The following is a 26177-nucleotide window of genomic DNA, read 5'->3' as shown; positions in this document are numbered from 1 at the left end:
CCCACCGTTCTTGCGATGATCGGGCGGTGACCTCGACGCACCATCCTCCGTACCCCCCGCCCGAACCACCCCGCGGATCCGGCGCCGGAAACGGCGGTGTCCCGGGCCAGGGCACCGGGGCCGGCCCGGAGCCGGGCCATGGACATCCGGGGCCGGGCGCCGGCCACTCCCACGGGCACGGTCACAGTCACGGCCCGGCGGCCCCCGTCTCGCGGCACCTGCGCAGGGTGATCGCTGCGATCCTGATCCCGTTCGCCGCGGCCGTGCTGACCGGCCTGGTGGTGCTGTGGCCCGGCGGTGCCCCCGGGCACGAGCGCACCGGCGTCGGCTTCGACCGGCAGACCCAGCAGGCCACGGTCACCGAGGTGGTCGAGGTCAGCTGCAAGTCCGTCAACGCGTCCGGAGGGGTGCCGACCGGTGACACGTCGACGGCGGAGGGCTCCTCGGCCCAGCAACAGGCGGACGGCACCTGCAAGAAGGCCACGATCCGGGTCGACACCGGCCAGGACAAGGGCCGTACGTTCACCGAGATCGTGCAGCCCGACCAGTCCCGGCAGCTGAGCCGCGACCAGGAGGTCGTGGTCGCCTACGAGCCGTCCGCGCCGGAGGACCTGCAGTACTCGGTCACCGATGTGAACCGGCGCTTCCCCCTGGCTCTGCTGGCCGGCATCTTCGCGCTCGCCGTGGTGGTCGTGGGACGGCTGCGCGGGGTCATGGCGCTGGTCTCGCTGGCCGTGAGCTTCATGGTGCTCAACTTCTTCATCCTGCCCGCCGTCCTGCAGGGCTCGAACCCGCTGGCGGTCGCGGTGGTCGGGGCGAGCGCCATCATGCTGATGGCGTTGTACCTGTGCCACGGCATGTCGGCCCGGACGTCGGTCGCCGTGCTGGGCACCCTGATCTCCCTGCTGCTGATCGGCGTCCTCGGCTCGGTCTTCATCGGCTGGGCCGCGCTGACCGGGAACACCGACGACAACACCGGCCTCATCCACGGGCTGTACCCGGGGATCGACATGAGCGGCCTGCTCCTGGCCGGCGTCATCATCGGTTCGCTGGGTGTGCTGGACGACGTCACGGTCACGCAGACGTCCGCGGTCTGGGAACTGCACGAGGCCAACCCGCTGATGAGCCGGCGCGCGCTCTACCGGGCCGGCATCAGGATCGGCCGCGACCACATCGCGTCCGTGGTCAACACCCTCGTCCTCGCCTACGCGGGGGCGGCGCTGCCCCTGCTGCTGCTGTTCTCCATCGCGCAGAGCGGAGTCGGCACGGTCGCCAACAGTGAGCTGGTGGCGGAGGAGATCGTGCGGACGCTCATCGGTTCGATCGGTCTGGTCGCCTCCGTGCCGGTCACCACGGCGCTGGCCGCCCTGGTGGTCTCGGCGGACCGCCCGTCGGCCCGGCCCCGCGCGCAGGCCGCCGCAGCAGCCGCGGAGGGCGGGACGGTGCCGGAGGCCCGTGCGGCCTCCTCGCGCGGTGGCCGGGGGAGGCGGCGCAAGCGCTGACGCCCCCCGGTTGACCGTCGTGCTGGCGTCCGCCGCCCGGCCGTCGGGGGCCGTCGTGGGGCCGGGCCGGCGGTTCGTCCCGGACGCGGTGAGGGAGCGTTTCTGCACACGGGGCGGAACCCGCTGAAGCGTTCCGCCCCTCCCGGTTCGCCGAGCCCGGCCGTCAGCCGGCGCTCTGTTCCGCCAGGATGCGGTCCAGCGCGTCGTCCAGGTGGGCGTCGAAGTCGCCGAGCGCCCCCTCCTGTCCCAGCGGCACCAACTTGTCCGTACGGTCCAGGAAGGCCACCAGGGGAGCCGTCGACGAGCGGAACAGCGCCTGGTCGCTGCCCACCTGCAGCCGGATCAGTACCTCGCCGAGCGCGTCGGGCTCCACGGGCGCGACCCGCACATCGCCCTCACCGCAGGGGCGCACCACCCCGTCGACCAGCAGCTCACGACCGAAGGCCCAGGTCACCGGGGCATCACCCGGCAGATGGAAGGTCAGCCGCACGGCATAGGGATCACAGGTGTCGTAGCGCAGTTCCACCGGGATACGGAAGGACAGCTCCTCCGACACGAGAAAGCTCATCATGACTTCTGCCTGCACGGACTCGCGCATCGCCTACCCCGTCATCTGCCGTCGACTGGCCGGGAATGGACCACCTGACACCTGAAGGAATCTTGCTGAAAGTACACAGCAGATCACAAGGAGTAAGTTTTCAGATACTGATAGAGAGTGCGAGCGACCCGACCGAGCGGCTTCCTTCCGCCTGCAGCCGCTGGGCCGCGGGCAGCAGACGATCGACCTGGTGTGCGGGCAACGAAATGGCGATGGCCGCCGCCGTGCCGCCGACGGTGACGGGGACGGCCGCGCAGACCGTGCCCACCGCGTACTCCTGGCGCTCCGTCACCACGCCCGCGCGGTAGGACCGGTCGAGGCGGCGGAGCAGACTGTGCCCGTCGCGCACCGTGTACGGCGTGACCGGCCGGACGGGATGGCGGGCGAGGTGGTCACGGCGCTCCTCCTCGCCGAGCTGGGACAGCAGGCACTGGCCGATGGCGTGGGCGTGGCCGGTCTCCCGGAAGGCGGCCCACTCCTCCACGGCGGGATGCGCCGGGGTGTCGGAGACGCACAGCAGGTCGATCTCGCCCTCGCGGTACACGGCGTAGTAGACGGGTGCTCCGAGGACGTCCCGCCAGCGGGCGAGCGCGTCCACGAACGTGGTGCGACGTTTCTGCCGCGCCCCGCTGCTGCTCAGCCGCTCGGCTGCCTCCCCGAGGAAGAACAGCCCCTTGTCCCGGCGCAGGTATCCCTCGAACACCAGGGTGCGCAGCAGGTGGTAGGTGGTGGGGAGCGCCAGGCCGGTCTCGCGGGCCAGTTGCTTGGCGGGAGCCCCGTACGCGTGTCCCGCCACGCACTCCAGAAGACGCAGCGCACGCTGCACCGACCCGATGAGCGTCGCGGTGGGCAGGGCCGTGGTGGCGGACTCCGGCGCGCCGGGCTGCGAGGGGACGGAGGCCACGTGGGCAGGGGCGGTGTCGGCCGGGGCCAAGGATCACTCCCGAAGGCGAGGGGCGACCCGTGCGGGGAACACGGGCGGGCGTGCGGGCCACTCGCGGGAAAGCGCCCCACGCCGCGTTGTGGACTCTAACCGTCCGTCACCGCACGTGACCGGTCCGCCGGGGAAACTTCCCCCGCCCGAGGGAACCGGTGACGGGCGTCACCGCCGCACCGGTTCCCCGTGGGTTCACCAGTCGCTGCGCGACGAGGAGCCCGTCATGAACTTCCGTACGACGTAGATGAGTCCGCCGACCAGGGCGACGAACACCAGCAGCTTGAAGAGCAGTCCGATCACGAAGCCGACCACACTCGCTATCAGGCCGCCGAACACGACCAGGGCGATGACCGGCACCGCGATCCACTTCACCCACCACGGCAGTCCCGTGAAGATCTCTCGCATGGCCCTCGTCCTTACCTCTCCGCCCGTCGGGTGCGGGTCGTGTCGATGATGTCCTGCACTCGATGCTAGGTCGGCCGGCGAGCCGATGGGGGCGGCGTATCCCTTGTCTGCCCCTGAGCGGTCCCCTAGGGAACCCCGGAGCCCGCCTCAGCTCTCGGGGGGAGAGAACACCACCAGCACCCGCAGATCCTCGCTGATGTGGTGGAACTTGTGCGGGACACCGGCCGGGACGTACACGACGCTGCCGCGCGCCACCTCCGTGGTCTCCGTGCCCACGGTGATCGTCGCACGTCCGCTGACGACGAAGTACACCTCGTCCTGCTGGTGCGGCTGCTGCGGGTCCTGCGCCCCCGCGTCCAGCGCGTAGAGGCCGACCGACATGTTCCGCTCGCGCAGGAACTGCAGGTACGCGCCGTCGTTCGCGGCCCGCTCGGCCTCCAGTTCGTCCAGCCGGAATGCCTTCATGGCGATGCCCGCCCCCACCTCACTGCCCAGGTCCGATCGTGTCTGCCACGATCAGACACATGATGAATTTCCTAGTCAAGACGATCGCCAACGCCGGCGCCCTGGCCGTCGCGGTATGGCTGCTCGACAACATCACCCTCACCGGTGACAGTACGGGCAAGAAGGCCGGCACCCTGATCCTCGTCGCGTTGATCTTCGGCGTGGTGAACGTCCTGGTCAAGCCGATCGTGCAGCTCCTCAGCATGCCCCTGCTCATCCTGACGCTCGGTCTGTTCACCCTGGTGGTGAACGCGCTGATGCTGCTGCTCACCTCCTGGCTCGCCGAGGTGCTCGACCTCAGCTTCCACGTGGAGGGCTTCTGGACCGCCGTCCTCGGCGGCCTGATCATCTCGGTCGTCTCCTGGGCGCTGAACCTCGTCCTGCCCGACGGAGACTGAGCACATGACCTACCGCGTCTGTTTCGTGTGCACCGGCAACATCTGCCGCTCCCCGATCGCCGAGTCCGTCTTCCGCGCACGCGTGGCGGAGGCCGGACTGGACGGCCTGGTCGAGGTCGACAGCGCCGGCACGGGCGGCTGGCACGAGGGCGACGGCGCCGATCCCCGCGCGGTGACCGTCCTCCGGGAGAACGGCTACGGCACCGCCCACACGGCCCGGCAGTTCGACCCGTCGTGGTTCGCCCGCCTCGATCTCGTCGTCGCGCTCGACTCCGGCCACCTGCGGGCCCTGCGCCGGCTCGCTCCCACCGAGCGGGACGCGGCGAAGGTCCGCCTGCTGCGCTCGTACGACCCCGCGGCGGCGGACGACCTCGACGTGCCCGACCCCTACTACGGGGACGACGACGGGTTCGACGCGTGCCTGGCGATGGTGGAGGCGGCGAGCACCGGACTGCTCGCAGCCGTCCGCGAGCGGGTGGAAGGGAAGGCGGCATGAGCGACCCGACGACGGGCGAAGGCTCCGCGGCGCCCCGACCCGGGGACGGGACACGCGCGGTGCGGGCCGGGCTCCCCGAGCCGGCCAAGTACGAGCCGACCCTGCCCGGACCGGTGTTCGCCGCCCACTTCCACCTGCCCGGCGACCCCACCGGCCCCTACACCTACGGCCGGGACGAGAACCCGACCTGGACCCTGCTGGAACAGGCCATCGGCGAACTCGAGGCGCCGGAGCAGGACGGCGTCGAGACCCTGGTCTTCGCCTCCGGCATGGCTGCCGTCTCCGCGGTGCTCTTCTCCCAGCTGGGCGCCGGTGACGTGGCGGTCCTGCCGGACGACGGCTACCAGGCGCTGCCCCTGGCACGCGCCCAGCTGGAGACCTACGGCATCGAGGTCCGGACCGCGCCGACGGGCGGCGACGCCCAGCTCGACGTGCTCGACGGGGCGAAACTGCTGTGGATCGAGACCCCGTCGAACCCCGGCCTCGACGTGTGCGACATCCGGCGCCTCGCCGAGGAGGCCCACGCGCGCGGGGCCCTGGTCGCCGTCGACAACACGCTGGCGACTCCCCTCGGCCAGCGCCCGCTGGAGCTCGGCGCCGACTTCGCGGTGGCCAGCGGCACCAAGCAGCTCACCGGGCACGGTGACGTCCTCCTGGGGTACGTCACCGGACGCGACGCCACGGCCATGGCGGCCGTACGGCGGTGGCGCAAGATCACCGGTGCGATTCCCGGCCCGATGGAGGCGTGGCTGGCGCACCGCTCCATCGCCACGCTCCAGCTGCGGGTGGACCGGCAGAACGCCACCGCGCTCACCCTGGCCCGGGCGCTGCGGGAACGGTCCGAGGTGACGGGGCTGCGCTACCCGGGGCTTCCGGACGATCCCTCGTACGCGGTCGCCTCGCGGCAGATGCGCCGGTTCGGGTGCGTGGTGTCGTTCACGCTGCCGACGCGCGCCCGCGCGGAACGCTTTCTCGACGCGCTGCGGCTCGTGGACGGCGCGACCAGCTTCGGCGGGGTCCGCTCGACGGCCGAACGTCGTGGGCGCTGGGGCGGGGACGCCGTGCCGGAGGGCTTCATCCGGTTCTCCGTCGGCGCCGAGGACGCGGACGACCTGGTGGCGGACGTCCTGCACGCCCTGGACACGTCGGCGGACTGACGCGGTCCCACGCGGCCGGCCGACGCCCCGGTGCCCTGACGGACGGTCCGAGCCTCCCCCCTCGTGGCTCGGACCGTCCTCGGTTCTGCGCGCGAAGAACCGCGCGACCAAGGCTAGTTGACTCACTGTCAGTGTCCAATCACAGGAACGACAGCGACCTATCGACATATTTATAGTTGGACCCGCCCGGGGGAGACGAGCCGGTGCGGACAAGGGAGAGAATGCTGTGGATCTGGCCTTGTTACGGACGTTCGTGACCGTGCACCGGGCCGGCTCCTTCACGCGGGCCGCCGCGCTGCTCGGGCTCTCCCAGCCGGCCGTCACCTCCCAGATCCGGACACTTGAGCGACAGCTCGGCCGTCCCCTGTTCCTCCGCCAGGCCCGCGGTGTCACCCCCACGACCATCGGCGACGAACTCGCCCACAAAGCGGCACCGCACCTCGACGCCCTGGTGGAGATCACCGAGACCGGACTCGAAGAGAACGCCTCGTTACGCACCCTGCACCTGGCCGGCCCAGCGGAGTTCGTCGCCGAGCGGGTCCTGCCCGCCCTGACCGGTCTGACCGGGGAGGACGGCCGCAGCCTGGCCCTGCGCGCTTCCTTCGGCACCGCCGAAGAGGCCCTGGAGGGCCTGGCCGCGGGCCATCACGACCTGGCCATCAGCACGGTCCGGCCACGCGGCGCCCTGCTGTCCGCGTCCGCTCTGTGCGACGAGGAGCACGTCCTGGTCGCCGCTCCACGCTGGGCCGACCGGATCGGCGACGGCACGCTCCGCCGGACCGGGCCCTCCGCCCTGGAGCAGGTCCCGGTGATCGAGGTGCACGAGTCGCTGCCCCTCGTCTCCCGCTACTGGGCCTCGGTCTTCGACTCCCGCCCCGCCTCCCCGGGCGACGTCATCGTCCCCGACCTGCGCGCGGTGCTGGCCTGCGCCGTCGCCGGGGCGGGGCTGGCGGTGCTGCCCCGCTATCTGTGCACGTCGGCGCTGGAACGGGGTGCGGTGCGGGCCCTGCACGAGCCGGCGGTGCCACCGCTGCGCACCTACTTCCTGGTGGTCCGTACGGGCACCCTGGCCCTGCCGCACGTGGCACGCGCCCACGACTGGCTGCAGCGGGCGGCCACCGACTGGTGCTGACCGGGCCAAGGACACGCGTCGGACGCCGAGCCCCGGTGGGGGCGATGTTTCACGTGGAACCAACCGGGCCACATTTCCAGCATGACCGTCCGACCCGTGGTCAAGCGCACCGCCCGTGCGGTTCTGCTGGACGACGACCATCTGATCCTGATCAAGCGCACCAAGCCCGGCGTCGACCCGTACTGGGTGACACCCGGCGGCGGGGTCGAGCCGGGGGACTCGACCGTGGTCGACGCCCTGCACCGCGAGGTGTACGAGGAACTCGGCGCGAAGATCTCGGATGTCGTGCCGTGCTTCGTCGACACGGTGGAGCACATCGGTGAGGACGGCGGCGCCACCGGGGTCAAGGTGCAGCACTTCTTCGTGTGCCGCCTGGAGTCGATGGACCCCTCGCTCCGGCACGGCCCGGAGGTCGAAGAACCCGCCGGCGAGTACGAGATCGTCCGCGTGCCGTTCACCCGGGTCGGCATCGCCTCCGTCCACCTCGTGCCGCTCTCCCTGCGCCACTACCTGGACGGCAACATCGAAGGTGTCCGCGCCATGCACGCCCCCGACCTGGGCTGACCGGGAGGTCAGGCGGCGCGCACCTGCTCGTAGGCCTCCCAGAGGTCCCTTCCCGTGTAGGCGTGGGTCGCCAGACCGGTCAGGTGGCGGTCGGCGTTGACCGCGACGGAGACGGGCACCGCGCCGAACAGATCGAGGTCCGACATCGAGTCGCCGTAGGCGACGCAATCCGCCCGGGTCACACCGAACTCCGCGCACAACCGGTCCGCGATCCGCACCTTCGCCGCCGCACTGAGGACACCCGCCGGGTCCACCGGCTCGGTGAACGGCACGGCAGGGAAGACCGAGCCGTGTGCGGCATGGGCGCCCCAGCTGGTGAGCCGCTCCACGAAGAAGGACGGGGACAGCGAGACCACCGCGCAGTAGTCGCCCCGACGCGTGATCTCCGCCCACACCTCCCGGATACGGGACAACCACGGAGCCGCCTCGAACGCCGCGACGACATGTGCCTCGGTGAGGCCCGCCCACAGCGCGTGCACCTGTGTCGCGTACTCCGGGGGCCCGATCCGGCCCGAGGAGATCGCCCGGTCGAGCGCCACGGTCTCCGCCTCCAGGCCGAGCTGCCGGGAGATCTCGACCGGCGCCGAGGTGCCGTGCAGCAGTGTGCCGTCCAGGTCGAACAGATGCAGCCGTGTCATGGGGCACGAGGGTAACGGGGTCCGTTTCACGTGAAACATACCGCGCGCCACACGTCGGGACAGGGTCCGGACACCTCTGTCCGAAAGGCCGTGCGGCCCCCCATATCCGGTGGACGGCGAGGGTCCCGGTCGGCCAGGGTGACCCTCGTGCCGACACCTTCGCTCGCCTCCTTGCCGATCCGCCACCTGACCCTCCGCGATCTCACCGCGTGCGCCGACCTGTCCGAGGACCGGGGCTGGCCACGGGAGGAACACAAGTGGGGGCTCCTGCTCTCCGCCGGGAAGGGCTACGGCATCGACGACCCCGACGGCGGCCTGGTCGCCGCCTGCGTCGTCACCGAGTACGGAAACGGGACCCGCCCGGAACTCGGGGCCATCGGCATGGTCCTGGTCGCCGGACGGCATGCACGGCAGGGGGTCGGGCGCCGCCTGATGCGCCATGTCGTCACGGACATGGGCCCCACCCCACTGACCCTCCACGCCACCCCTGCCGGCCAACCGCTGTACGAAGAACTCGGCTTCAAGGTCACCGGCCGGGCGGAGATGCTGCGCGGACGCTTCCGCCCCGGCCCGGACGACACCGGGATCGCCACCCGCGCCGCGACGGCCGAGGATCTGCCCGCCATCCTGCGACTCGACGAGGAGGTGTTCGGCGCGGGCCGCACCCATGTCGTCACCCGGCTGCCGGCCTTTGCCGACCAGGTGCGAGTCGCCGAGGAGGACGGTTGGCTCACGGGGTACGCGGCGGCCTGGCCCAACATGGACACCCATGTCGTGGGCCCGCTCATCGCCCGCGACACGGCCACCGCCCGGGCCCTGATCGGCTCCCTCGCCGACAGCACCGACCGTCCGCTGCGCACGGACATCGACGTACGCCACGAGGAGCTTCTGGACTGGGCCAAGGACCGGGGCCTGGCGTCCGTCGCGTTCAACGCCGTCATGACCTACGGCATCACGGACCTGCCCGGGGACTGGACCCGTCGCTTCGCGCCGCTGACGGTCGCGGCGGGCTGACGCCCTCCGGCGTACGGACGCCCCTGCCGGCTCCGGTGCACAGCCGGCAGGGGCGGTCTCTGTCGGGCGTTCCTGTCAGACGACGGCCGCCGCCGCAGTCGTCGCGACGGTGTGGTCCTGCTCCGGGGCCCCGCCCCCGACACCGATCGCGCCGATCAGCCGCCCGTCGCGGTGCACGGGAACGCCCCCGGCGATGAACAGGAGCGGCCGGTCGAGCGCCGTGGGCAGGGTGTGGAACAGGGCGCCGGGCTGCACCGCCTCGACGAGATCGGCGGTCGGGGCGTTCAGTTGCAGGGCGGTGTACGCCTTGCGGGTGCTGGTCTCGCCGGAGATCAGCACGGCGCGGTCGTCCCGCCGGAAGGCGAGCAGGTGTCCTCCGGCATCCAGCACGGTGACGCTGACCGGGACACCGGCGGCCTCTGCGGCCTGGGATGCCGCGGCGACAAGGGATTCGGCGTCCGCCGTGGTCAGCGGGGCGACGGCTGTGGTGGTGCTCATGCGCATACTCCTCGATGTCGGGGTGAAACCGGGTGGTGCAGGGGACGGCGCGGCCTGGCCGACCTGCCGGTCCCGGACGGTCGTGCCGCGGGGCCGTCCGTCGGGCTCATCAGTGCTGGACGGTGACCGGCCGCTCGGCGGGGACCGCCGGTGCAGCAGCGGGCAGCTCCCGGTCACGGCGCTCCAGGGCGGCCGAGACCACGGCGAGCACCAGAGCACTCCCGGCGAGGGCCGCGCCCACCCAGTTGGGGGCGGTGTAGCCGAGGCCGGCCGCGATCACCGCGCCACCGAGCCAGGCCGCGAGTGCGTTGCCGAGGTTGAAGGCGCCGATGTTGACGGCCGAGGCCAGGGTGGGAGCCCCCTGGGCCTGGTCGAGCACCCGCTTCTGCAGCGGCGGGACGGTCGCGAAGCCGAGGGCGCCGACCAGGGCGATCGTCACGGCGGCGAGGACCTTGTGGTGGGCGGTCAGGGTGAACAGCGCCAGGACGACGGCCAGGGCCCCCAGCGACACGTAGAGCATGGGCATCAGGGCGCGGTCGGCGTACTTGCCGCCGATGAGGTTGCCGCCGACCATGCCGAGGCCGAACAGGACCAGGAGCCAGGTGACGGAGCCGTCGGCGAAGCCCGCGACGTGGGTCATCATCGGCGCGATGTAGGTGATGGCCGCGAAGACACCGCCGAAGCCCAGGACGGTCATGGCCATCGCCAGCAGGACCTGTACGTTCCTGAACGCGGCCAGTTCGTGGCGCAGCCGCACTCCCTCGGGCCTGGACACGTCGGGGACCAGCGCGGCGATGCCGGCCAGGCCGATCACGCCCAGGGCGGCCACGATGCCGAAAGTGACCCGCCAGCCGATGGACTGACCGACGAGGGTGCCCAAGGGGACGCCGACGACGTTGGCGACGGTCAGCCCGGTGAACATCATGGCGATGGCACCGGCCTTCCGGTCGGGAGCGACCAGGTCGGCCGCGACCACGGAGCCGATGCCGAAGAAGGCGCCGTGGGCCAGGGAGGCGACGACGCGGCCGGCCAGCATGACTCCGAAGGCGGGAGCCAGGGCCGAGACCAGGTTCCCGACGACGAACAGGCCCATCAGCAGCATCAGCATCCGCTTGCGGGACACCCTGGTGCCGAGCACGGTCATCAGCGGGGCACCGAACACGACGCCGAGCGCGTAACCGGTGACGAGAAGCCCGGCCGTGGGGATCGAGACCCCGAAGTCACCGGCGACCTCGGGCAGCAAGCCCATGATCACGAACTCCGTCGTGCCGATACCGAAGGCCCCGATCGCAAGGGCGAGCAGCGCGAGAGGCATGGGGGGTGGACCTTCCGAAAGATTGCAGTAGCGCTTTACGTGTGGAGACAATAGTTGCAAGCGCAGGTTACTTTCAAACGCGGTCTATTGCGTCGGTGCTCTACGCTGGATGCAGCAGCTCCTGGACGGAGGACAAGGCCCCATGACCGCCACGGATCCCACCCTCACCGCCCTGGCCGAGGGCTGGTGGGCGCTTTCCCTGCTGCACGGGAGGATCGAGTCGCACGTCGAGCGCGCCCTCCAGGCAGGACACGGCCTGAGCGTGCGCGAGTACTCCCTGCTCGACGTGCTCAGCCGGCAGCACGACGGTGAAGGCGGGCACCTGCAGATGAAGCAGGTGGCCGACGCGGTCGTGCTCAGCCAGAGCGCCACCACCCGTCTGGTGACCCGGCTGGAGGACCGCGGCCTCCTCGAGCGCTACCTGTGTCCCACCGACCGGCGCGGCATCTACACCAACGTCACGCAGACCGGGCTGACCCTCCTCGAGGAAGCACGGCCCACGCATGACAGCGCCCTGCGGCAGGCCCTCGACGAGGCGGCGAAGAATCCCGACCTCGCCCCCCTCGTCCGCGCGGTGGAGACCCTGAAGGCTCCCGTTCCGGCCTGAGGGCCTTGCGCCGGATCATGCCGTCCCCCGTCCGCATAGGGTGCGGCCATGACAGATCTTGAGATACGCGCCGTGGTGGCCGACGACATCCCCGCGATCGTCGGCATGCTCGCCGACGACCCGCTGGGTGCCCAGCGCGAGTCCCCGGACGACCTCGGTCCGTACCTGGCCGCCTGGGAGCGGCTCGACGCCGATCCCCACCAGCACCTGGTCGTGGCCGTCCGCGCAGGCCGCGTCGTCGGCACCCTGCAGCTCACCGTCATCCCGGGGCTGTCCCGACGCGGCGCCACCCGGTCGGTCATCGAAGCGGTCCGCGTCCATGCCGACGAACGCGGCAGCGGATTGGGAACCCAGCTCATCGAGTGGGCGATCGACGAGTCCCGCCGCCAGGGCTGCCAGCTGGTCCAGCTCACCTCGGACAAGACACGCGCCGACGCCCACCGCTTCTACGAGCGGCTCGGCTTCACGGCGTCCCACGTCGGCTTCAAGCTGCCGCTGTAGCACGGCCGAACGGACGGAAAGGGTGCTGTTTCACGTGAAACAGCACCCTTCACCGCGTTGCGGTACGGGTTCCGGTCGTCACCCGGTCCCCCGCCACCCTTCGGGGTCCACCCCACCCGGCACCGGGGCGTTGCCGTCGTAGGGCCTCCGGGTGAACACGAAGGAACCGACATCCAGATGCCCCACCGAACCATCGGGGCGTCGCACGGGCGTCAGGACCTCCCCGGCGTAGTAGCCCTCCAAGCCCGTCCAGGTGCCGTCGCCGTTCGGCCGGAAGCGCGAGCGGCGACCCGTGCCGGACAGAGGCTCCAGCGAGAGAAGACCGTCGGCCGACAGCTTCAGGGCGTAAGCCTGGGTGCCCCAGTACCAGGGGCCCACGAGTTCCAGCAGTTCCGGATCCGCCTCCCTCATGGGCTGCCAAGGGGCGGGGATGCGAGGTTCCGCCTCGGCCACGGTGCGGACCAGGTCGGCGGCGAGCGAGAACACCGGGATCCCGGCGGTGCAGTTGGCCAGCACCACCGCGGCCACGTCGTCCTCCACCCCGATCGTGAGACAAGCGAGGAAGCCGGGCAGTGACCCGGTGTGCCCGACCAGCGCCCGCCCCTCCTGGTGACGCAGCTCCATGCCCAGTCCGTACGCGTACCCGCCGGCCACGTCCGCCGCCTCGGCAGGGGCCGCGGGGGTCCTCATCTCGCCCAGGGACGCGGCGCCCAGCACTCGCTCGTCACCCCGGACGAGGAAGTCCGCGAAGCGGGCCAAGTCGCCGACGGTGGACCACAGTTGCCCGGCCGGTGCCATCCGTCCGAGGTCCTCGGCGGGTTCGGGCAGCACCACGTCGGCCCACGGGTGCACCGCCCAGCCGTCCGCGTGCGGGGCCAGAGGCCGCACGCCGGTTCGCGGGAGGCCGAGCGGTTCGAGCACTTCCCGCCGCAGCACGTCCTCCCACGACGCGCCCCGCAGCCGTTCCACCAGCGCACCGAGCAGCGCGTAGCCCGGGTTGGAGTAGTGGAACCGCCGCCCGGCGGGATGCACCACCGGACGCTCCCCCAGCACGTCGGCGAGCTCCGGCCGCAGGGCTCCGGGCGTCCGCTCCCACCAGGGGCCGGGCGTCTCGGCGGCCAGCCCCCCGGCGTGCGCGAGCAGTTCGGCGACGGTCGCCTTCCCCGCACCGGTACCCGGGAGGTGCTTCTCCAGGGGATCCTCCAGATCGAGCACGCCCTCGTCGCGCAGCCGGAGCACCAGGACCGCGGTGAAGGTCTTGGTGATCGAACCGATCCGGTACTGCGTGTCGGCGTCCGGTACCGCCTCCCCCGACCAGGCCCGCGCGCCCGTCCACACCGTCCGCCCGCCCCGCACCACGGCGGCGACGACCGACGGTGCCCGCCCGTCGGCCTGTGCGGCGGCGATCCGGTGCAGCAACGCCCTCCGGGTGGACGGCAGCAGTTCTTCCTGAGGTGTCGTCATACGACCAGTTCAGCAGGTGCTCACGTGGCACCGCGGCGGGTTGCGGCGCGTCGCACCGGCCCCATCACGTCTGGGCCATGTCCACGAAGCGCGAGTAGTGGCCCTGGAAGGCCACCGTGATGGTCGCCGTGGGACCGTTACGGTGCTTGGCCACGATCAGGTCGGCTTCGCCGGCCCGAGGGGACTCCTTCTCATAGGCGTCCTCCCGGTGCAGCAGGATGACCATGTCGGCGTCCTGCTCGATGGAACCCGACTCGCGCAGGTCGGAGACCATCGGCTTCTTGTCGGTGCGCTGTTCGGGGCCACGGTTGAGCTGGGAGAGCGCGATGACCGGGATCTCCAGCTCCTTGGCGAGCAGCTTGAGGTTCCGGGACATGTCGGAGACCTCCTGCTGGCGGCTCTCGGCCCGTTTGGAACCGCCCGACTGCATCAGCTGCAGGTAGTCGATGACGACCAGCTTCAGGTCGTTGCGCTGTTTGAGACGACGGCACTTGGCGCGGATCTCCATCATCGACAGGTTCGGGGAGTCGTCGATGTACAGCGGTGCCGCGGACACGTCCGGCATCCTGCGCGCCAACCGGGTCCAGTCCTCGTCGGTCATCGTGCCGGACCGCATATGGTGCAGGGCGACCCTGGCCTCGGCGGACAGCAGGCGCATGGCGATCTCGTTGCGCCCCATCTCGAGCGAGAAGACGACGCTCGGCAGGTTGTGCCTGATCGACGCCGCGCGGGCGAAGTCCAGCGCGAGCGTCGACTTGCCCATGGCGGGACGGGCGGCGATGACGATCATCTGACCGGGGTGCAGGCCGTTGGTGAGCGAGTCGAAGTCCGTGAACCCGGTGGGGACGCCGGTCATCTCACCGCTGCGGGAACCGATGGCCTCGATCTCGTCGAGGGCGCCCTCCATGATGTCCCCGAGCGGCAGGTAGTCCTCGCTGGTGCGCTGCTCGGTGACCGCGTAGATCTCGGCCTGGGCACGGTTGACGATCTCGTCGACGTCGTCGTCGGCCGCGTATCCCATCTGGGTGATGCGCGTGCCCGCCTCGACCAGGCGGCGCAGCACCGCGCGCTCGTGGACGATCTCCGCGTAGTACGCCGCGTTGGCCGCCGTGGGCACCGTCTGCACCAGGGTGTGCAGGTACGAGGCACCGCCGACCTTGTTGATCTCACCGCGCTTGGTGAGTTCGGCGGCGATGGTGATGGGGTCGGCCGGCTCCCCCTTGGCATAGACGTCCAGGATCGCCGTGTAGATGGTCTCGTGGGCCGGCTTGTAGAAGTCGTGTCCCTTGAGGATCTCCACCACGTCGGCGATGGCGTCCTTGGACAGCAGCATGCCGCCCAGCACCGACTGCTCGGCCTCGAGGTCCTGGGGAGGCACCCGCTCGAACGCCGGGGCTCCGCCGTCCCACCCGCCGGTGTCCCGGCCGCGGTCGTGCTGTTCGTCGCGGCCGCGGCCTCCCTCGTCACGACGGCGGGAGGCAGGCAGACGATCACTGGGACCGCTGTCGGCCCACGGATCGTCCAAGGGCTCGGAAATGCTCACCGAGCCACCTCCTCCCGTCCGCGAGCGGACCTCGCCACGCCCCTATTTCTACGGCACGGCACTGACAAGTAAGAGGCCCAACTCCGGTTGACGCGCGCCGGATATGTGGCGATTCCGGAATCGGCGGGGGGAGCGGGACGCCGGACCACCGTAGGCCCGTCGGCACCGTCAGCCAATCTGGTTATCCACAGGCCATGTGGACGACCGGCCCATTGCTGTGGAGAACTCCGCCAAACCTGTGCACGACCCCGTGGACAGCCTTGTGAACAAGCCCGACTCCCACCTCGAAGAAACGCTCTGACCTGCATGCTTACCGTCCACCGGCTGTGCAGAAGAAAAACTTCCCCAGTCGGACCAAGATCACGGTCGGCGGTGTACGCAACGACACACCCTGTGGGATCAGGTAAGGAGCGCACAAGCTTTGCATCTCTTACCTGTGGACGATTAGATTGGTGCACATGACACAGGCCCCTCCGAGCCCCCGAGCCGCGCGGCGTCGGCACGACCGAGAGATCGTCCTGCTGGCCGTTCCGGCGTTCGGGGCCCTCGTCGCCGAGCCCCTCTTCGTGATCGCCGACAGTGCCATCGTCGGCCATCTGGGCACGGCGCAGCTCGCCGGTCTGGGCGTCGCCTCGGCGCTGCTGATGACGGCCGTCAGCGTCTTCGTCTTCCTGGCCTACGCCACCACGGCAGCCGTCGCCCGGCGGGTCGGCGCGGGTGACCTTCCCGCGGCGATCCGCCAGGGAATGGACGGCATCTGGCTCGCCCTGTTGCTGGGTGTGGGCGTCATCGCCGTCGTCCTGCCCACCGCTCCCGCCCTCATCGATCTCTTCGGTGCCTCCAGCACAGCCGCGCCCTACGCCGTCACCTATCTGCGGATCTCCGCGCTGGGTATCCCGGCCATGCTGGTCGTTCTCGCCGCGACCGGTGTCCTGCGGGGCCTCCAGGACACCAGAACCCCGCTGTACGTCGCCACGGGAGGCTTCCTCGCCAACGGCATCCTCAACGTGGTGCTCGTCTACGGCGTCGGCCTCGGCATCGCGGGCTCCGCCTGGGGCACGGTCATCGCTCAGTGCGGCATGGCCGCCGTCTATCTCGTCGTCGTGGTGCGGGGTGCCCGCAAGCACGGAGCCTCCCTGCGCCCGGACCTGGCCGGCATCAGGGCCTCGGCCCAGGCAGGTGCGCCCCTGCTGGTGCGCACGCTCTCCCTCCGGGCCATCCTCATGATCACAACAGCCGTCGCCGCCCGCCTCGGGGATGCCGACATGGCGGCTCACCAGATCATCCTCTCCCTGTGGAGCCTGCTCGCCTTCGCCCTCGACGCCATCGCCATCGCCGGTCAGGCCATCATCGGGCGCTACCTCGGAGCCGGTGACGCCGACGGAGCGCGGGAGGCCTGCCGTCGCATGGTGGAGTGGGGCATCGCGGTGGGCGTGGTCCTGGGCGCGCTGGTCGTGATCTTCCGCCCGCTCTTCCTGCCGCTGTTCACCAGCGACTCGACGGTCACGGATGTGGCCCTGCCCGCGCTCGTGATCGTGGCCCTGTCCCAGCCCGTCTCCGGAATCGTCTTCGTCCTGGACGGCGTCCTCATGGGCGCCGGCGACGGCCCCTACCTGGCCTGGGCGATGCTGGCGACCCTGGCGGTCTTCACTCCCGTGGCACTCCTGGTCCCCGTGTTCGGCGGTGGACTGACCGCCCTGTGGGCGGCGATGACGCTCATGATGAGCGTGCGTCTGGTCACCCTGTGGCTCCGCACCCGGTCCGGTCGCTGGATCGTCACAGGGGCCACCCGCTGACGCCGCCCGTTTCACGTGAAACCGCCCGTTACTGAGCGAGGCCGGGCGAGCCCACCACTCCGGAGAGCGCGAGGGGCCGCACCCCGAAGGGTGCGGCCCCTGCTCACTGCATCAGCGAGCGCGGCACTCAGGCCGCGACGACCTCGATGTTGACCTTGGCGTCAACCTCGGGGTGCAGACGCACGGACGTCTCGTGGGCGCCCAGCGTCTTGATCGGCGCGCCCAGCTCGATGCGGCGCTTGTCCACCTCGGGACCACCGGCGGCCTTGATCGCGGAAGCGATGTCGGCCGGGGTGACGGAACCGAAGAGACGGCCGGCGTCACCGGAGCGGACGGCCAGACGGACCTTGACGCCCTCGAGCTGCGCCTTGACCTGGTTGGCCTGCTCGATGGTCTGGATCTCGTGGATCTTGCGAGCACGACGGATCTGCTCGACGTCCTTCTCGCCACCCTTGGTCCAGCGGATAGCGAGCTTCCGCGGCACCAGGTAGTTGCGAGCGTAACCGTCCTTGACGTCGACGACGTCGCCCGCGGCACCGAGGCCGGAGACCTCGTGGGTGAGGATGATCTTCATGAGTCGGTCACCCTTCCCTTATCGCGCGGTGGAGGTGTAGGGCAGCAGCGCCATCTCACGGCTGTTCTTGACGGCCGTGGCGACGTCACGCTGGTGCTGCGTGCAGTTGCCGGTCACGCGGCGGGCACGGATCTTGCCGCGGTCGGAAATGAACTTCCGCAGCATGTTCGTGTCCTTGTAGTCCACGTACGTGACCTTGTCCTTGCAGAACGCGCAGACCTTCTTCTTAGGCTTGCGCACAGGCGGCTTCGCCATGGTGTTTCTCCTGTGTGATCAAGAAGTGTGGGTGCGGCCCCGCCTAGAAGGGGGGCTCGTCCGAGTAGCCGCCACCGCCGCCGGAGCCACCGCCCCAGCCGCCGCCACCACCGCCGCCCTGCTGGCCGCCGGCGGGAGCACCGGTCGCCCACGGGTCGTCGGCGGGAGCGCCGCCGCCCTGCTGGCCGCCACCGGGGCCGCCGCCCCAGCCGCCGCCACCCTGGCCGCCACCGCCACCGCCGCCGTAGCCTCCCTGGCCACCTCGGCCGGTGGTCTTGGTGACCTTGGCCGTGGCATTGCGCAGGCTGGCGCCGACCTCGTCGACGTCCAGCTCGTAGACCGTGCGCTTGATGCCCTCACGGTCTTCGTAGGACCGCTGCTTCAGTCGGCCCTGCACGATCACGCGCATGCCTCGCTGAAGCGACTCGGCGACGTTCTCCGCCGCCTGACGCCAGACGGAGCAGGTCAGGAACAGGCTTTCGCCGTCCTTCCACTCATTGGTCTGACGGTCGAAGGTGCGGGGGGTCGACGCGACACGGAACTTCGCGACGGCCGCACCGGACGGGGTGAAGCGCAGCTCGGGGTCATCGACAAGGTTGCCGACGACCGTGATGACGGTCTCGCCTGCCATGGGGGAACCTCTCGGCGGGTTTGCTGCTGGCTGCTGGTGCTGCTACTCGAATCCCGGAACAGCTGAGCGGGAGCTCAGTGGTTCTCGGGACGGAGGACCTTGGTCCGGAGGACCGACTCGTTCAGGTTCATCTGGCGGTCGAGCTCCTTGACGACCGCAGGCTCGGCCTGCAGGTCGATGACCGAGTAGATGCCCTCGGGCTTCTTCTTGATCTCGTACGAGAGACGACGACGGCCCCAGGTGTCGACCTTCTCGACCTTTCCGCCGCCGTCACGGACGACAGAAAGGAAGTTCTCGATCAGCGGGGAGACAGAGCGCTCCTCGAGATCGGGGTCGAGGATGACCATCACCTCGTAGTGACGCATGTGGAACCCACCTCCTTTGGACTCAGCGGCCACGGTCGTTCCGTGGCAGGAGGGTCGTGATGCGTTGCGCAACGATGCCTGTCAGTAAAACAGCCGCCACTGACAATGGAGGTCGGGCGGCGGCCCCGGGCCGGCGGCGGCGGACCGTGGTCCGAGCCCCGCGCCTTCCCGTTTCTGTCCGGACAGACACCGGTGCAGACGCTACAGGGTACCCGGACAGCGGCTTCCGGTTGAAATCAGGCCGGGGAGCCGGTCAGTCTGTACACATCGGGTGTGTATGGCGCTACGATGCGCCGCCTTTCGCAGGAGGTGCCCCATGGCACAGGCAATGCGACCCAACACCGTCGGAGGGCTCTTCGCCACGGACGGAAAGCCCCACCCAGTCCAGGACACCCTGCTCGTGGTGACCCTGGTACTGGGAATCACGTCCTTCATCACGGCGATGTTCCACCATCTGCACCTGCTTACGTCCTGGACCGGCCTGGTGGGCATCCTCACCGGCGCGTACGGCCAGTGGATCTCCGAGACGACGCGGCAGCGTTTCGGCCTCATCCTCGGGCTCGGCGCCTCGGCAGTCGGTTTCTTCCTCGGCATGGCGCACGGCGGCCTGTTCGGCGGCGTCTTCGACTGACGCCCGGAACCCCCTTCCCCATACCGGGTCCCGCCCCGGCCGCTGACAGGCCGGGGCGGAGGTTCCGTGCGCCCAACCGGGCCGCTCCCCGGGCGCAGTAGGCTTCGCGCGAGAGCCGGAGCCCCTGAACCCATGGGGACACACCAGCCCGAGGAGCGCCCCGAATGAGCCTGACCCTGAGGACCATCAGTCGAGAGCAGCATCTGGCATACATCCAGAGCCTGCCGTCGGCGAGTCACATGCAGGTCCCGGCCTGGGCGGACGTCAAGGCGGAATGGCGCTCGGAGAACCTCGGCTGGTTCGACGAGCGGACCGGCGAGATGGTCGGGGCCGGCCTCGTCCTCTACCGGCAGCTCCCCAAGATCAAGCGCTACCTCGCCTACCTGCCCGAGGGCCCGGTCATCAACTGGTTCTCGCCGAATCTGCAGGAATGGATCGAGCCAATGCTGGCTCACCTGAAGCAGCAGGGCGCCTTCTCGGTGAAGATGGGCCCCCCGGTGGTCATCCGCCGCTGGGAGGCGGCGACGATCAAGAAGGGCATCCAGGACCCGGACGTGAAGCGTCTGCGCGACCTGGAGGCCGACTTCATCGAACCGCGCGCCTTCGAGGTCGCCGACAAGCTGCGCCGCATGGGCTGGCAGCAGGGCGAGGACGGCGGCGCCGGATTCGGTGACGTCCAGCCGCGCTACGTCTACCAGGTGCCCCTGGCGAACCGGTCCCTGGAAGAGGTCCACAAGAACTTCAACCAGCTGTGGCGCCGCAACATCAAGAAGGCGGAGAAGGCGGGCGTCGAGGTCGTCCAGGGAGGTTACGAAGACCTCGCGGAATGGCAGCGGCTGTACGAGATCACGGCCGTGCGCGACCACTTCCGGCCCCGCCCGCTGTCGTACTTCCAGCGCATGTGGACGGCCCTCAACTCCGAGGACCCCAACCGCATGCGGCTGTACTTCGCCCGCCACAACGGCGTGAACCTGTCCGCGGCGACGATGCTCATCGTCGGCGGGCACGTCTGGTACTCCTACGGCGCCTCCGACAACATCGGGCGCGAGGTCCGGCCCTCGAACGCGATGCAGTGGCGGATGCTGCGCGATGCCTACGCGCTCGGGGCGACCGTCTACGACCTGCGCGGGATCTCCGACTCGCTGGACGAGACGGACCACCTTTTCGGGCTGATCCAGTTCAAGGTGGGCACCGGCGGCCAGGCCGCCGAGTACCTCGGCGAATGGGACTTCCCGCTGAACAAGCTGCTCCACAAGGCGCTCGACATCTACATGTCGCGCCGCTGATTCCATGGCCGTCGCTCCGACGGCATCGACACCTTCCACACCTCTGATACACCGCAGCCACGAGAAAGGTTCCGGTCCGGCCATGGCGCTCACGCTCTACGTCGACACCGCGCGCTGGCGGGCGCATCACAAGCACGTGCAGGAGCAGTTCCCCGGGCTCGTCCCGGTCTGCAAGGGCAACGGCTACGGCTTCGGCCACGAGCGGCTGGCGGAGGAGGCCACACGGCTGGGCTCCGACATCCTCGCCGTCGGCACCACGTACGAGGCCGCCCGGATCAAGGACTGGTTCGGCGGCGACCTGCTGGTGCTCACCCCGTACCGGCGGGGGGAGGAGCCGGTCCCGCTGCCCGACCGGGTCATCCGCTCGGTGTCGTCGGTGGACGGCGTCTACGGCCTGGTCGGTGCCCGCGTGGTCATCGAGGTGATGTCGTCGATGAAGCGCCACGGCGTCAGCGAGCAGGACCTGCCCCAGCTGCACTCCGCCATAGAGAACGTCCGCCTGGAGGGCTTCGCCATCCACCTGCCGCTGGACCGCACCGACGGCTCGGACGCCGTCGAGGAGGTCATCGGGTGGATGGACCGGCTGCGGGCGGCACGCCTGCCGCTGCACACGATGTTCGTCAGCCACCTCAAGGCCGACGAACTGGTGCGGCTGCAGCAGCAGTTCCCGCAGACCCGGTTCCGCGCCCGGATCGGCACGCGGCTGTGGCTCGGCGACCACGAGGCCACCGAGTACCGCGGAGCGGTCCTGGACGTCACGCGCGTGGCCAAGGGGGAGCGGTTCGGCTACCGGCAGCAGAAGGCCGCCTCCGACGGCTTCCTGGTGGTCGTGGCGGGCGGCACGTCGCACGGGGTGGGCCTGGAGGCTCCCAAGGCGCTGCACGGCGTCATGCCGCGGGCCAAGGGCGTCGCGCGCGCGGGTCTCGCCACGGTCAACCGGAACCTCTCCCCGTTCGTCTGGGGCGGCAAGCAGCGCTGGTTCGCCGAGCCGCCGCACATGCAGGTGTCGATCCTGTTCGTGCCCTCCGACGCGCCGGAGCCGAAGGTCGGCGAGGAACTGGTGGCCCATCTGCGGCACACCACCACACAGTTCGACCGTCTCCTCGACCGCTGAGGGCCGCGGAGACGGCGCTGAGAGCCGCTGAGGTGCCCTACGGCACCGTCCGGCCGGCGTAGCGGCCCGGGACTGCCCGGCGCCGCGCAGGACACGAAGGGCCGTACACGGAGTGCACCGTGTACGGCCCTTCACCTGTCTCTCGGACAGGGATGCCGACGGCCCGAGGCGGGTGTTCGCTCAGAGAGAACGCCCCACGGTTCCCGCCGTCCTGCCCCACTCCACCATCGTTCTCCCGGCGTGCGCGACGGGCTGCGCAGGACGTGCGGCGGGCCCGAACACCACCGCGTCCTCAGCCCCGTCGAACACCCCTCCGGAAGGGTCGTCGTCCCCGGACCGGCGGACCGGGTCACGTTCCGGCAGGAGGATGTCCCGCACCACCATGACGCACAGGTAGACGGTCCCCAGCAGGTGGAGACCGATGGCCCAGTGGTAGCCGTCGGCGGGCAGACCCTTGTGCGCGTCGCCGCTGGTCGTGTACGCGAGGTACATCCAGATGCCGAGGAAGTACGCCACCTCGCACGCCTGCCAGATGAGGAAGTCCCGCCACTTCGGCCGGGCCAGTGCGGCCAGCGGGACCAGCCACAGCACGTACTGGGGCGAGTAGACCTTGTTGGTGAGGATGAACGCCGCGACGATCAGGAAGGCGAGCTGGGCGAAACGCGGTCGCCGGGGCGCCATGAGTCCGAGCGCGGCCACCCCGGCGCAGCACAGCAGCATCAGCAGGGTGGCGAGCGTGTTGACGGTCTCCGTGCTCAGCGGGTCGGACGAGTTCTGCGCCATGATCAGCCAGAAGGAGCCGAAGTCGACCCCGCGCTCCTGGCTGAACGTGTAGAACTTCGACCAGCCGTCGAAGGCGAACAGCATGACGGGCCCGTTCACGACCGCCCAGGCCACGACGGCACCGCCCAGGGCGGTTCCGAACTCCCGCCACCGGCCCGCGCGCCAGCACAGCACCAGCAGGGGCCCGAGGAGCAGGAAGGGATACAGCTTGGCGGCCGTGGCGAGGCCCAGCAGGACTCCGAAGGCGAGGGCACGGCCCCGCGACCACATGAGCATCGCGGCAGCGGTCAGGGCGACGGCCAGGAGATCCCAGTTGATGGTCGCGGTGAGGGCGAAAGCGGGCGCCAGCGCGACCAGCAGGCCGTCCCAGGGCCGGCGGGCGTGGGTGCGCGTCACGCAGACGGCGATGACCGCGGCGCAGACCATGAGCATCCCGGCGTTGACCATCCAGTACCACTGTTCCTGGTGCTGGATGCTGCCGTCACCGGTCGTCAGCCAGGCGGCGACCTGCATGAACACACCGGTGAGCACCGGGTACTCGAGGTACTGCATGTCACCGGGCAGCTGGTCGAAGTACGGCAGGAGCCCGTCGGCGAAGCCCCGCCCCTGGAAGAGGTGCGGGATGTCGGAATAGCACGCGTGCGTGTACTGGGCACTGGCGCCGAAGAACCAGGCGCCGTTGTAGCAGGGCGCCTTCTGGACCAGGCCGAGGGCGAACATACCGATCGCCACCAGCGCGATCACCCGGACCGGCGTCCACCAGGACGTGCCGCGCAGGACACGACGTCCGATCGGACCGCCGATCAGCTCGCTGCCGGCGGCAGCCACCTCGTCCTCCCTGGTCGGCCCCACCGCGTCCGGCTCGTGAACGCTCGCGCGCGTCGATTCTCCACTGGGCATGGCGCACATCCTGCCGTACCCGGCCGTGAATGGCGGAGGGCCGCCGCACCCGAGGGGTACGACGGCCCATGTTTCACGTGAAACACCCAGAACGGTCCGCAGTCGGACTAACCGCCAGGTCCTCCGAAGAGGCCACCGTTGTTGTTTCCTTGGCCTCTGTTGTTTCCACCGCCATCGGTTTGTGTCGGTGTCGGTGAGGTGGGCACTCCGCCGTCCTGGCCGCCGTCGTCCCCGCCGCCCGGGCCGTTGCCGCCCGAGTCGTCATCGTCGTCGCAGTTGAAGTCGAACGGCCGGCAGGTGTTGGTCGGCTGCGTGGGCGTCGGGATGGTGGGGGGCGGTGTCGAGCTGGGAGGCGCGGACGGCGTCTCCGACTCGGTCTCGGTGGGCGTGGGAGTCGGACTCGGCGTCGGTTCGTCGTTCACGACCTCGCCGATCGGCTCGGGGGTCGGGAACGACTTCGGGGCCTGGCCCTTGAGCGCGTCCTGCATGTAGTCCGCCCAGATCTGGGACGGGAACGACGCACCGTGGATCTTCTTCTCCCCACCGGTCCCGAACATCTCCAGGAACTGGCGGTTCTTGATCGACTCGTCGTCGGGGTACCGGAACATGCTGATCGCGGTCGACAGCTGCGGGGTGTATCCGACGAACCAGGCCGACTTGTTGCCGTCCGTGGTACCCGTCTTTCCGGCGACCTCGCGGCCCGGGAGCTGCGCGTTGGTACCGGTTCCCTCTTCCACCACGGTCTTGAGGATGTCCGTGACGTTGTCCGCGACCTGAGCGGTGAAGGCCTGCTTGGTCTCGGTCTTGTGGGTGAAGACGGTGCCTTCCTTGCTCGTCACCTTCTTGACGGAGAACGGGTCGCGCTGCTTGCCGCTGGCCGCGAAGGTGGCGTACGAGCCCGCCATGCGGATCGCACTGGGGTTGGAGGTACCGATCGAGAACGACGGGTAGTTCGTGCCCGCGAGGCTCGACTCCAGAACGCCGGAATCGATCGCGGCCTCCTTGACCTTGTCCAGACCGACATCCATGCCGAGCTGGACGAAGGAGGAGTTCACGGACTCGCGCATGGCCTCGCGAAGGTCGATCTTGTAGTCGGGCGGAGAACCGTAGGACTCGTCGCCGTCATTGACCTGCAGCCACTCCTCGCCCTTCTCGTTCCGCCAGATCGACCCGTCGTAATTCTTGATCTTGAGCTTGTTCTTGCCGTTGTACAGGCTCTTCGGGGAGACGATGGTGCGCTCGTCCTGGGCCTGGACCTCGTCCAGATCCGGGTCACGCACGCCCCACTTCATGGCCGCCGCGAGCACATAGGGCTTGAAGGTCGAACCGACCTGGGCACCGGTCGCGTCGGCGTTGTTCGTGAAATGCTTGGTCGCGTCCACGCCGCCGTAGATGGCCTTGATCGCTCCGGTGGCGGGATCCACCGACGCACCGCCGAACTGGACATGGGTGTCGGTGTCCGGGCGCTCCTCGGGCTTGATTTTCGCCTTGTAGACCCGCTGGACCGACTTCTCGAGCTCCTGCACCTTCTTCTTGTCGAAGGTCGTGTAGATCGAGTAACCGCCCTGCTCCAGCTTGCTGGAGGTGATCCCGGTTTCCTCGCTGTTGTTGACGATGTACGCCTTGGCGAGGTCGACCAGGTAACCGATCTGGCCGCTGAGCGCGGTGTTCGACCGGGGGTTCTGCACCTTGGGCAGCTTGGGGTACTTGGCCCTGGTCTCCGCGTCCAGCAGGTTGTACTCGACCATCTTGTCCAGCGTGTCCTGCATCTGGGCCAGGGCACGCTTCTTGTTCGCCGCGGGACTGGCACCGACCGGGTCGATGGACGGCGTACCGTTCGGGTCGTAGTAGGTGGCTCCCTTGAGCACCGCCGCGAGGAGGGCGCACTCGCCCTCGTTCATCTCGATGGCGTCCTTGTTGAAGTAGGCCCGGGCGGCCGCCTGGATGCCGTACGCGCCCCGGCCGTAGTAGGCGGAGTTCAGGTAGCCCTCGAGGATCGTGTCCTTGTCCTCGGTGGCACCCACCTTGATCGAAACGAAGATCTCCTTGAACTTGCGGGAGATCGTCTGCGACTGGTCGTCGAGCATCGCGTTCTTCACGTACTGCTGGGTGATGGTGGAACCACCCTGCGTCTCGCCACCGCGCGCCATGTTGAACACTGCGCGGGCGATGCCCTTCGGGTCGATGCCGCTGTCGTCGCGGAACGTCTTGTTCTCCTGGGCGATGACCGCGTTCTGCATCGCCTTGGGGATCTGCGAGAGATTGACGATCTGGCGGTTCCGTTCACCACCCGTGGCGACCATCTGCGAACCGTCGGCCCAGTAGTAGACGTTGTTCTGGGCCTTGGCCGTCAGGGCAACGTTCGGCACGTCCACCATGGCGTACCCGATCCCCGCCACGGCCACCAGACCACCGAAGAAGGCGATGCACAGACCGGACACCAGCCTCCAGGACGGCATCCAGCGGCGCCAGCCGTACTTGTCGTGGCGCGGGTAGTCGATGATCCCCTTCCGGGCAGGCGGCGCCGCGCGCCCTCTGCCCCGGCCCGGCCCGGCGGCGCCGGCCCGGC

At 69.9% G+C, this 26177-nt stretch carries 28 protein-coding genes; 13 read left to right on the top strand and 15 right to left on the bottom strand.

Annotated elements, in window-relative coordinates:
- The first annotated feature begins 26 nt into the window (after positions 1 to 26).
- Positions 27 to 1502, top strand: a complete 1476-nt coding sequence (locus G3I53_RS12825; RefSeq protein WP_164438355.1) for a YibE/F family protein — start codon at positions 27 to 29, stop codon at positions 1500 to 1502.
- A 163-nt stretch (positions 1503 to 1665) separates the two neighbouring features.
- Here G3I53_RS12825 and G3I53_RS12820 read toward each other — a convergent pair whose 3' ends face one another.
- The 4 genes from G3I53_RS12820 to G3I53_RS12805 form a co-directional block, all read right to left on the bottom strand.
- A complete protein-coding gene (locus G3I53_RS12820) occupies positions 1666 to 2100 on the bottom strand; it encodes an SsgA family sporulation/cell division regulator (protein WP_164334501.1) in 435 nt (144 codons plus the stop codon).
- A 100-nt stretch (positions 2101 to 2200) separates the two neighbouring features.
- Positions 2201 to 2926 carry an IclR family transcriptional regulator C-terminal domain-containing protein gene (locus G3I53_RS12815; RefSeq protein WP_164334502.1) on the bottom strand — a complete coding sequence of 242 codons (726 nt, stop codon included), beginning with the start codon at positions 2924 to 2926 and terminating at the stop codon, positions 2201 to 2203.
- A gap of 303 nt (positions 2927 to 3229) precedes the next feature.
- A complete protein-coding gene (locus G3I53_RS12810) occupies positions 3230 to 3442 on the bottom strand; it encodes a DUF5326 family protein (protein WP_164334500.1) in 213 nt (70 codons plus the stop codon).
- A 147-nt stretch (positions 3443 to 3589) separates the two neighbouring features.
- Positions 3590 to 3907: a cupin domain-containing protein gene (locus G3I53_RS12805; protein ID WP_164334499.1), complete on the bottom strand. Its 318-nt coding sequence runs from the start codon at positions 3905 to 3907 to the stop codon at positions 3590 to 3592.
- Positions 3908 to 3966: 59 nt separating this feature from the next.
- Here G3I53_RS12805 and G3I53_RS12800 point away from each other — a divergent pair, with 59 nt between their 5' ends.
- The 5 genes from G3I53_RS12800 (at position 3967) to G3I53_RS12780 (ending at position 7693) form a co-directional block, all read left to right on the top strand.
- On the top strand, positions 3967 to 4344 hold the full coding sequence (locus G3I53_RS12800; protein WP_164334498.1) for a phage holin family protein: 378 nt from the start codon (positions 3967 to 3969) through the stop codon (positions 4342 to 4344).
- 4 nt (positions 4345 to 4348) lie between these two features.
- Positions 4349 to 4840, top strand: a complete 492-nt coding sequence (locus tag G3I53_RS12795) for a low molecular weight protein-tyrosine-phosphatase (RefSeq protein ID WP_164334497.1) — start codon at positions 4349 to 4351, stop codon at positions 4838 to 4840.
- Positions 4837 to 5997 carry a cystathionine gamma-lyase gene (locus G3I53_RS12790; protein ID WP_164334496.1) on the top strand — a complete coding sequence of 387 codons (1161 nt, stop codon included), beginning with the start codon at positions 4837 to 4839 and terminating at the stop codon, positions 5995 to 5997. The genes G3I53_RS12795 and G3I53_RS12790 overlap by 4 nt, the downstream gene beginning before the upstream one ends.
- 226 nt (positions 5998 to 6223) lie before the next feature.
- The gene (locus G3I53_RS12785) at positions 6224 to 7129 is read left to right on the top strand and encodes a LysR family transcriptional regulator (RefSeq protein WP_164334495.1); all 906 of its coding nucleotides are present in this window, start codon (positions 6224 to 6226) and stop codon (positions 7127 to 7129) included.
- Between the two features lie 81 nt (positions 7130 to 7210).
- Positions 7211 to 7693, top strand: coding sequence for an NUDIX hydrolase (locus tag G3I53_RS12780; RefSeq protein ID WP_164334494.1), 483 nt, complete (start codon positions 7211 to 7213; stop codon positions 7691 to 7693).
- A gap of 8 nt (positions 7694 to 7701) precedes the next feature.
- On the opposite strand, the gene G3I53_RS12775 is transcribed toward G3I53_RS12780, so the two are convergent.
- Positions 7702 to 8331, bottom strand: coding sequence for an HAD-IB family phosphatase (locus tag G3I53_RS12775; protein WP_164334493.1), 630 nt, complete (start codon positions 8329 to 8331; stop codon positions 7702 to 7704).
- Positions 8332 to 8478: 147 nt separating this feature from the next.
- Between G3I53_RS12775 and G3I53_RS12770 the strand changes: the two genes are divergently transcribed.
- The gene (locus G3I53_RS12770) at positions 8479 to 9345 is read left to right on the top strand and encodes a GNAT family N-acetyltransferase (protein WP_164334492.1); all 867 of its coding nucleotides are present in this window, start codon (positions 8479 to 8481) and stop codon (positions 9343 to 9345) included.
- Positions 9346 to 9420: 75 nt separating this feature from the next.
- Here the strand turns inward: G3I53_RS12770 and G3I53_RS12765 are convergent, their stop codons facing one another.
- Together G3I53_RS12765 and G3I53_RS12760 are read right to left on the bottom strand one after the other, a co-directional pair.
- Positions 9421 to 9843: a heme-binding protein gene (locus tag G3I53_RS12765; RefSeq protein ID WP_164334491.1), complete on the bottom strand. Its 423-nt coding sequence runs from the start codon at positions 9841 to 9843 to the stop codon at positions 9421 to 9423.
- A gap of 109 nt (positions 9844 to 9952) precedes the next feature.
- A complete protein-coding gene (locus G3I53_RS12760) occupies positions 9953 to 11158 on the bottom strand; it encodes an MFS transporter (RefSeq protein ID WP_164334490.1) in 1206 nt (401 codons plus the stop codon).
- Positions 11159 to 11300: 142 nt separating this feature from the next.
- Here G3I53_RS12760 and G3I53_RS12755 point away from each other — a divergent pair, with 142 nt between their 5' ends.
- Both G3I53_RS12755 and G3I53_RS12750 read left to right on the top strand, forming a co-directional pair.
- On the top strand, positions 11301 to 11765 hold the full coding sequence (locus G3I53_RS12755) for a MarR family transcriptional regulator (RefSeq protein ID WP_164334489.1): 465 nt from the start codon (positions 11301 to 11303) through the stop codon (positions 11763 to 11765).
- Positions 11766 to 11813: 48 nt separating this feature from the next.
- The gene (locus tag G3I53_RS12750; protein ID WP_164334488.1) at positions 11814 to 12266 is read left to right on the top strand and encodes a GNAT family N-acetyltransferase; all 453 of its coding nucleotides are present in this window, start codon (positions 11814 to 11816) and stop codon (positions 12264 to 12266) included.
- Positions 12267 to 12344: 78 nt separating this feature from the next.
- On the opposite strand, the gene G3I53_RS12745 is transcribed toward G3I53_RS12750, so the two are convergent.
- Both G3I53_RS12745 and dnaB read right to left on the bottom strand, forming a co-directional pair.
- Complete coding sequence (locus G3I53_RS12745; RefSeq protein WP_164334487.1) at positions 12345 to 13730, bottom strand: serine hydrolase domain-containing protein; 1386 nt, start codon at positions 13728 to 13730, stop codon at positions 12345 to 12347.
- A gap of 64 nt (positions 13731 to 13794) precedes the next feature.
- Entirely contained in the window at positions 13795 to 15273 is a 1479-nt protein-coding gene (gene dnaB / locus G3I53_RS12740; protein ID WP_164334486.1) for a replicative DNA helicase, read from the bottom strand.
- Between the two features lie 458 nt (positions 15274 to 15731).
- Between dnaB and G3I53_RS12735 the strand changes: the two genes are divergently transcribed.
- On the top strand, positions 15732 to 17069 hold the full coding sequence (locus tag G3I53_RS12735) for an MATE family efflux transporter (protein WP_164334485.1): 1338 nt from the start codon (positions 15732 to 15734) through the stop codon (positions 17067 to 17069).
- A 127-nt stretch (positions 17070 to 17196) separates the two neighbouring features.
- Here the strand turns inward: G3I53_RS12735 and rplI are convergent, their stop codons facing one another.
- From rplI to rpsF, 4 genes are all read right to left on the bottom strand, one after another.
- Positions 17197 to 17643 carry a 50S ribosomal protein L9 gene (gene rplI, locus G3I53_RS12730; RefSeq protein WP_164334484.1) on the bottom strand — a complete coding sequence of 149 codons (447 nt, stop codon included), beginning with the start codon at positions 17641 to 17643 and terminating at the stop codon, positions 17197 to 17199.
- 18 nt (positions 17644 to 17661) lie between these two features.
- Positions 17662 to 17898 (bottom strand): 30S ribosomal protein S18, encoded by a 237-nt coding sequence (gene rpsR / locus G3I53_RS12725; RefSeq protein WP_003949403.1) that lies wholly within the window; start codon positions 17896 to 17898, stop codon positions 17662 to 17664.
- A gap of 43 nt (positions 17899 to 17941) precedes the next feature.
- Complete coding sequence (locus G3I53_RS12720; protein ID WP_164438354.1) at positions 17942 to 18529, bottom strand: single-stranded DNA-binding protein; 588 nt, start codon at positions 18527 to 18529, stop codon at positions 17942 to 17944.
- A gap of 74 nt (positions 18530 to 18603) precedes the next feature.
- A complete protein-coding gene (gene rpsF / locus G3I53_RS12715; RefSeq protein ID WP_030420069.1) occupies positions 18604 to 18894 on the bottom strand; it encodes a 30S ribosomal protein S6 in 291 nt (96 codons plus the stop codon).
- Between the two features lie 316 nt (positions 18895 to 19210).
- Between rpsF and G3I53_RS12710 the strand changes: the two genes are divergently transcribed.
- The 3 genes from G3I53_RS12710 (at position 19211) to G3I53_RS12700 (ending at position 21925) form a co-directional block, all read left to right on the top strand.
- A complete protein-coding gene (locus G3I53_RS12710) occupies positions 19211 to 19525 on the top strand; it encodes a hypothetical protein (RefSeq protein ID WP_164333653.1) in 315 nt (104 codons plus the stop codon).
- A gap of 164 nt (positions 19526 to 19689) precedes the next feature.
- Positions 19690 to 20811, top strand: a complete 1122-nt coding sequence (gene femX / locus G3I53_RS12705; protein WP_164333654.1) for a peptidoglycan bridge formation glycyltransferase FemX — start codon at positions 19690 to 19692, stop codon at positions 20809 to 20811.
- An 82-nt stretch (positions 20812 to 20893) separates the two neighbouring features.
- On the top strand, positions 20894 to 21925 hold the full coding sequence (locus G3I53_RS12700; protein ID WP_164333655.1) for an alanine racemase: 1032 nt from the start codon (positions 20894 to 20896) through the stop codon (positions 21923 to 21925).
- Positions 21926 to 22105: 180 nt separating this feature from the next.
- Here G3I53_RS12700 and G3I53_RS12695 read toward each other — a convergent pair whose 3' ends face one another.
- Positions 22106 to 23617, bottom strand: coding sequence for a glycosyltransferase 87 family protein (locus G3I53_RS12695; RefSeq protein WP_164333656.1), 1512 nt, complete (start codon positions 23615 to 23617; stop codon positions 22106 to 22108).
- Positions 23618 to 23715: 98 nt separating this feature from the next.
- Positions 23716 to 26177: transglycosylase domain-containing protein (locus G3I53_RS12690; RefSeq protein WP_239063840.1), on the bottom strand; the 2462-nt coding region annotated here is incomplete at its 5' end.

Source organism: Streptomyces sp. SID14436, assembly GCF_010548465.1.
Classification (GTDB): Bacteria; Actinomycetota; Actinomycetes; order Streptomycetales; family Streptomycetaceae; genus Streptomyces.
The sequence above is the reverse complement of the archived record's forward strand: the minus strand, read 5'-3'. Positions and strand labels throughout refer to the sequence as shown.

Excerpts from the sequence above, each read along its gene's own strand:
- G3I53_RS12820 (WP_164334501.1), bottom strand. The coding sequence starts at position 2,100 with ATGCGCGAGTCCGTGCAGGCAGAAGTCATGATGAGCTTTCTCGTGTCG.
- G3I53_RS12810 (WP_164334500.1), bottom strand. The coding sequence starts at position 3,442 with ATGCGAGAGATCTTCACGGGACTGCCGTGGTGGGTGAAGTGGATCGCG.
- G3I53_RS12805 (WP_164334499.1), bottom strand. The coding sequence starts at position 3,907 with ATGAAGGCATTCCGGCTGGACGAACTGGAGGCCGAGCGGGCCGCGAAC.
- G3I53_RS12800 (WP_164334498.1), top strand. The coding sequence starts at position 3,967 with ATGATGAATTTCCTAGTCAAGACGATCGCCAACGCCGGCGCCCTGGCC.
- G3I53_RS12795 (WP_164334497.1), top strand. The coding sequence starts at position 4,349 with ATGACCTACCGCGTCTGTTTCGTGTGCACCGGCAACATCTGCCGCTCC.
- G3I53_RS12790 (WP_164334496.1), top strand. The coding sequence starts at position 4,837 with ATGAGCGACCCGACGACGGGCGAAGGCTCCGCGGCGCCCCGACCCGGG.
- G3I53_RS12780 (WP_164334494.1), top strand. The coding sequence starts at position 7,211 with ATGACCGTCCGACCCGTGGTCAAGCGCACCGCCCGTGCGGTTCTGCTG.
- G3I53_RS12775 (WP_164334493.1), bottom strand. The coding sequence starts at position 8,331 with ATGACACGGCTGCATCTGTTCGACCTGGACGGCACACTGCTGCACGGC.
- G3I53_RS12765 (WP_164334491.1), bottom strand. The coding sequence starts at position 9,843 with ATGAGCACCACCACAGCCGTCGCCCCGCTGACCACGGCGGACGCCGAA.
- G3I53_RS12760 (WP_164334490.1), bottom strand. The coding sequence starts at position 11,158 with ATGCCTCTCGCGCTGCTCGCCCTTGCGATCGGGGCCTTCGGTATCGGC.
- G3I53_RS12755 (WP_164334489.1), top strand. The coding sequence starts at position 11,301 with ATGACCGCCACGGATCCCACCCTCACCGCCCTGGCCGAGGGCTGGTGG.
- G3I53_RS12750 (WP_164334488.1), top strand. The coding sequence starts at position 11,814 with ATGACAGATCTTGAGATACGCGCCGTGGTGGCCGACGACATCCCCGCG.
- G3I53_RS12745 (WP_164334487.1), bottom strand. The coding sequence starts at position 13,730 with ATGACGACACCTCAGGAAGAACTGCTGCCGTCCACCCGGAGGGCGTTG.
- G3I53_RS12735 (WP_164334485.1), top strand. The coding sequence starts at position 15,732 with ATGACACAGGCCCCTCCGAGCCCCCGAGCCGCGCGGCGTCGGCACGAC.
- rplI (WP_164334484.1), bottom strand. The coding sequence starts at position 17,643 with ATGAAGATCATCCTCACCCACGAGGTCTCCGGCCTCGGTGCCGCGGGC.
- rpsR (WP_003949403.1), bottom strand. The coding sequence starts at position 17,898 with ATGGCGAAGCCGCCTGTGCGCAAGCCTAAGAAGAAGGTCTGCGCGTTC.
- G3I53_RS12720 (WP_164438354.1), bottom strand. The coding sequence starts at position 18,529 with ATGGCAGGCGAGACCGTCATCACGGTCGTCGGCAACCTTGTCGATGAC.
- rpsF (WP_030420069.1), bottom strand. The coding sequence starts at position 18,894 with ATGCGTCACTACGAGGTGATGGTCATCCTCGACCCCGATCTCGAGGAG.
- G3I53_RS12710 (WP_164333653.1), top strand. The coding sequence starts at position 19,211 with ATGGCACAGGCAATGCGACCCAACACCGTCGGAGGGCTCTTCGCCACG.
- femX (WP_164333654.1), top strand. The coding sequence starts at position 19,690 with ATGAGCCTGACCCTGAGGACCATCAGTCGAGAGCAGCATCTGGCATAC.
- G3I53_RS12700 (WP_164333655.1), top strand. The coding sequence starts at position 20,894 with ATGGCGCTCACGCTCTACGTCGACACCGCGCGCTGGCGGGCGCATCAC.
- G3I53_RS12695 (WP_164333656.1), bottom strand. The coding sequence starts at position 23,617 with ATGTGCGCCATGCCCAGTGGAGAATCGACGCGCGCGAGCGTTCACGAG.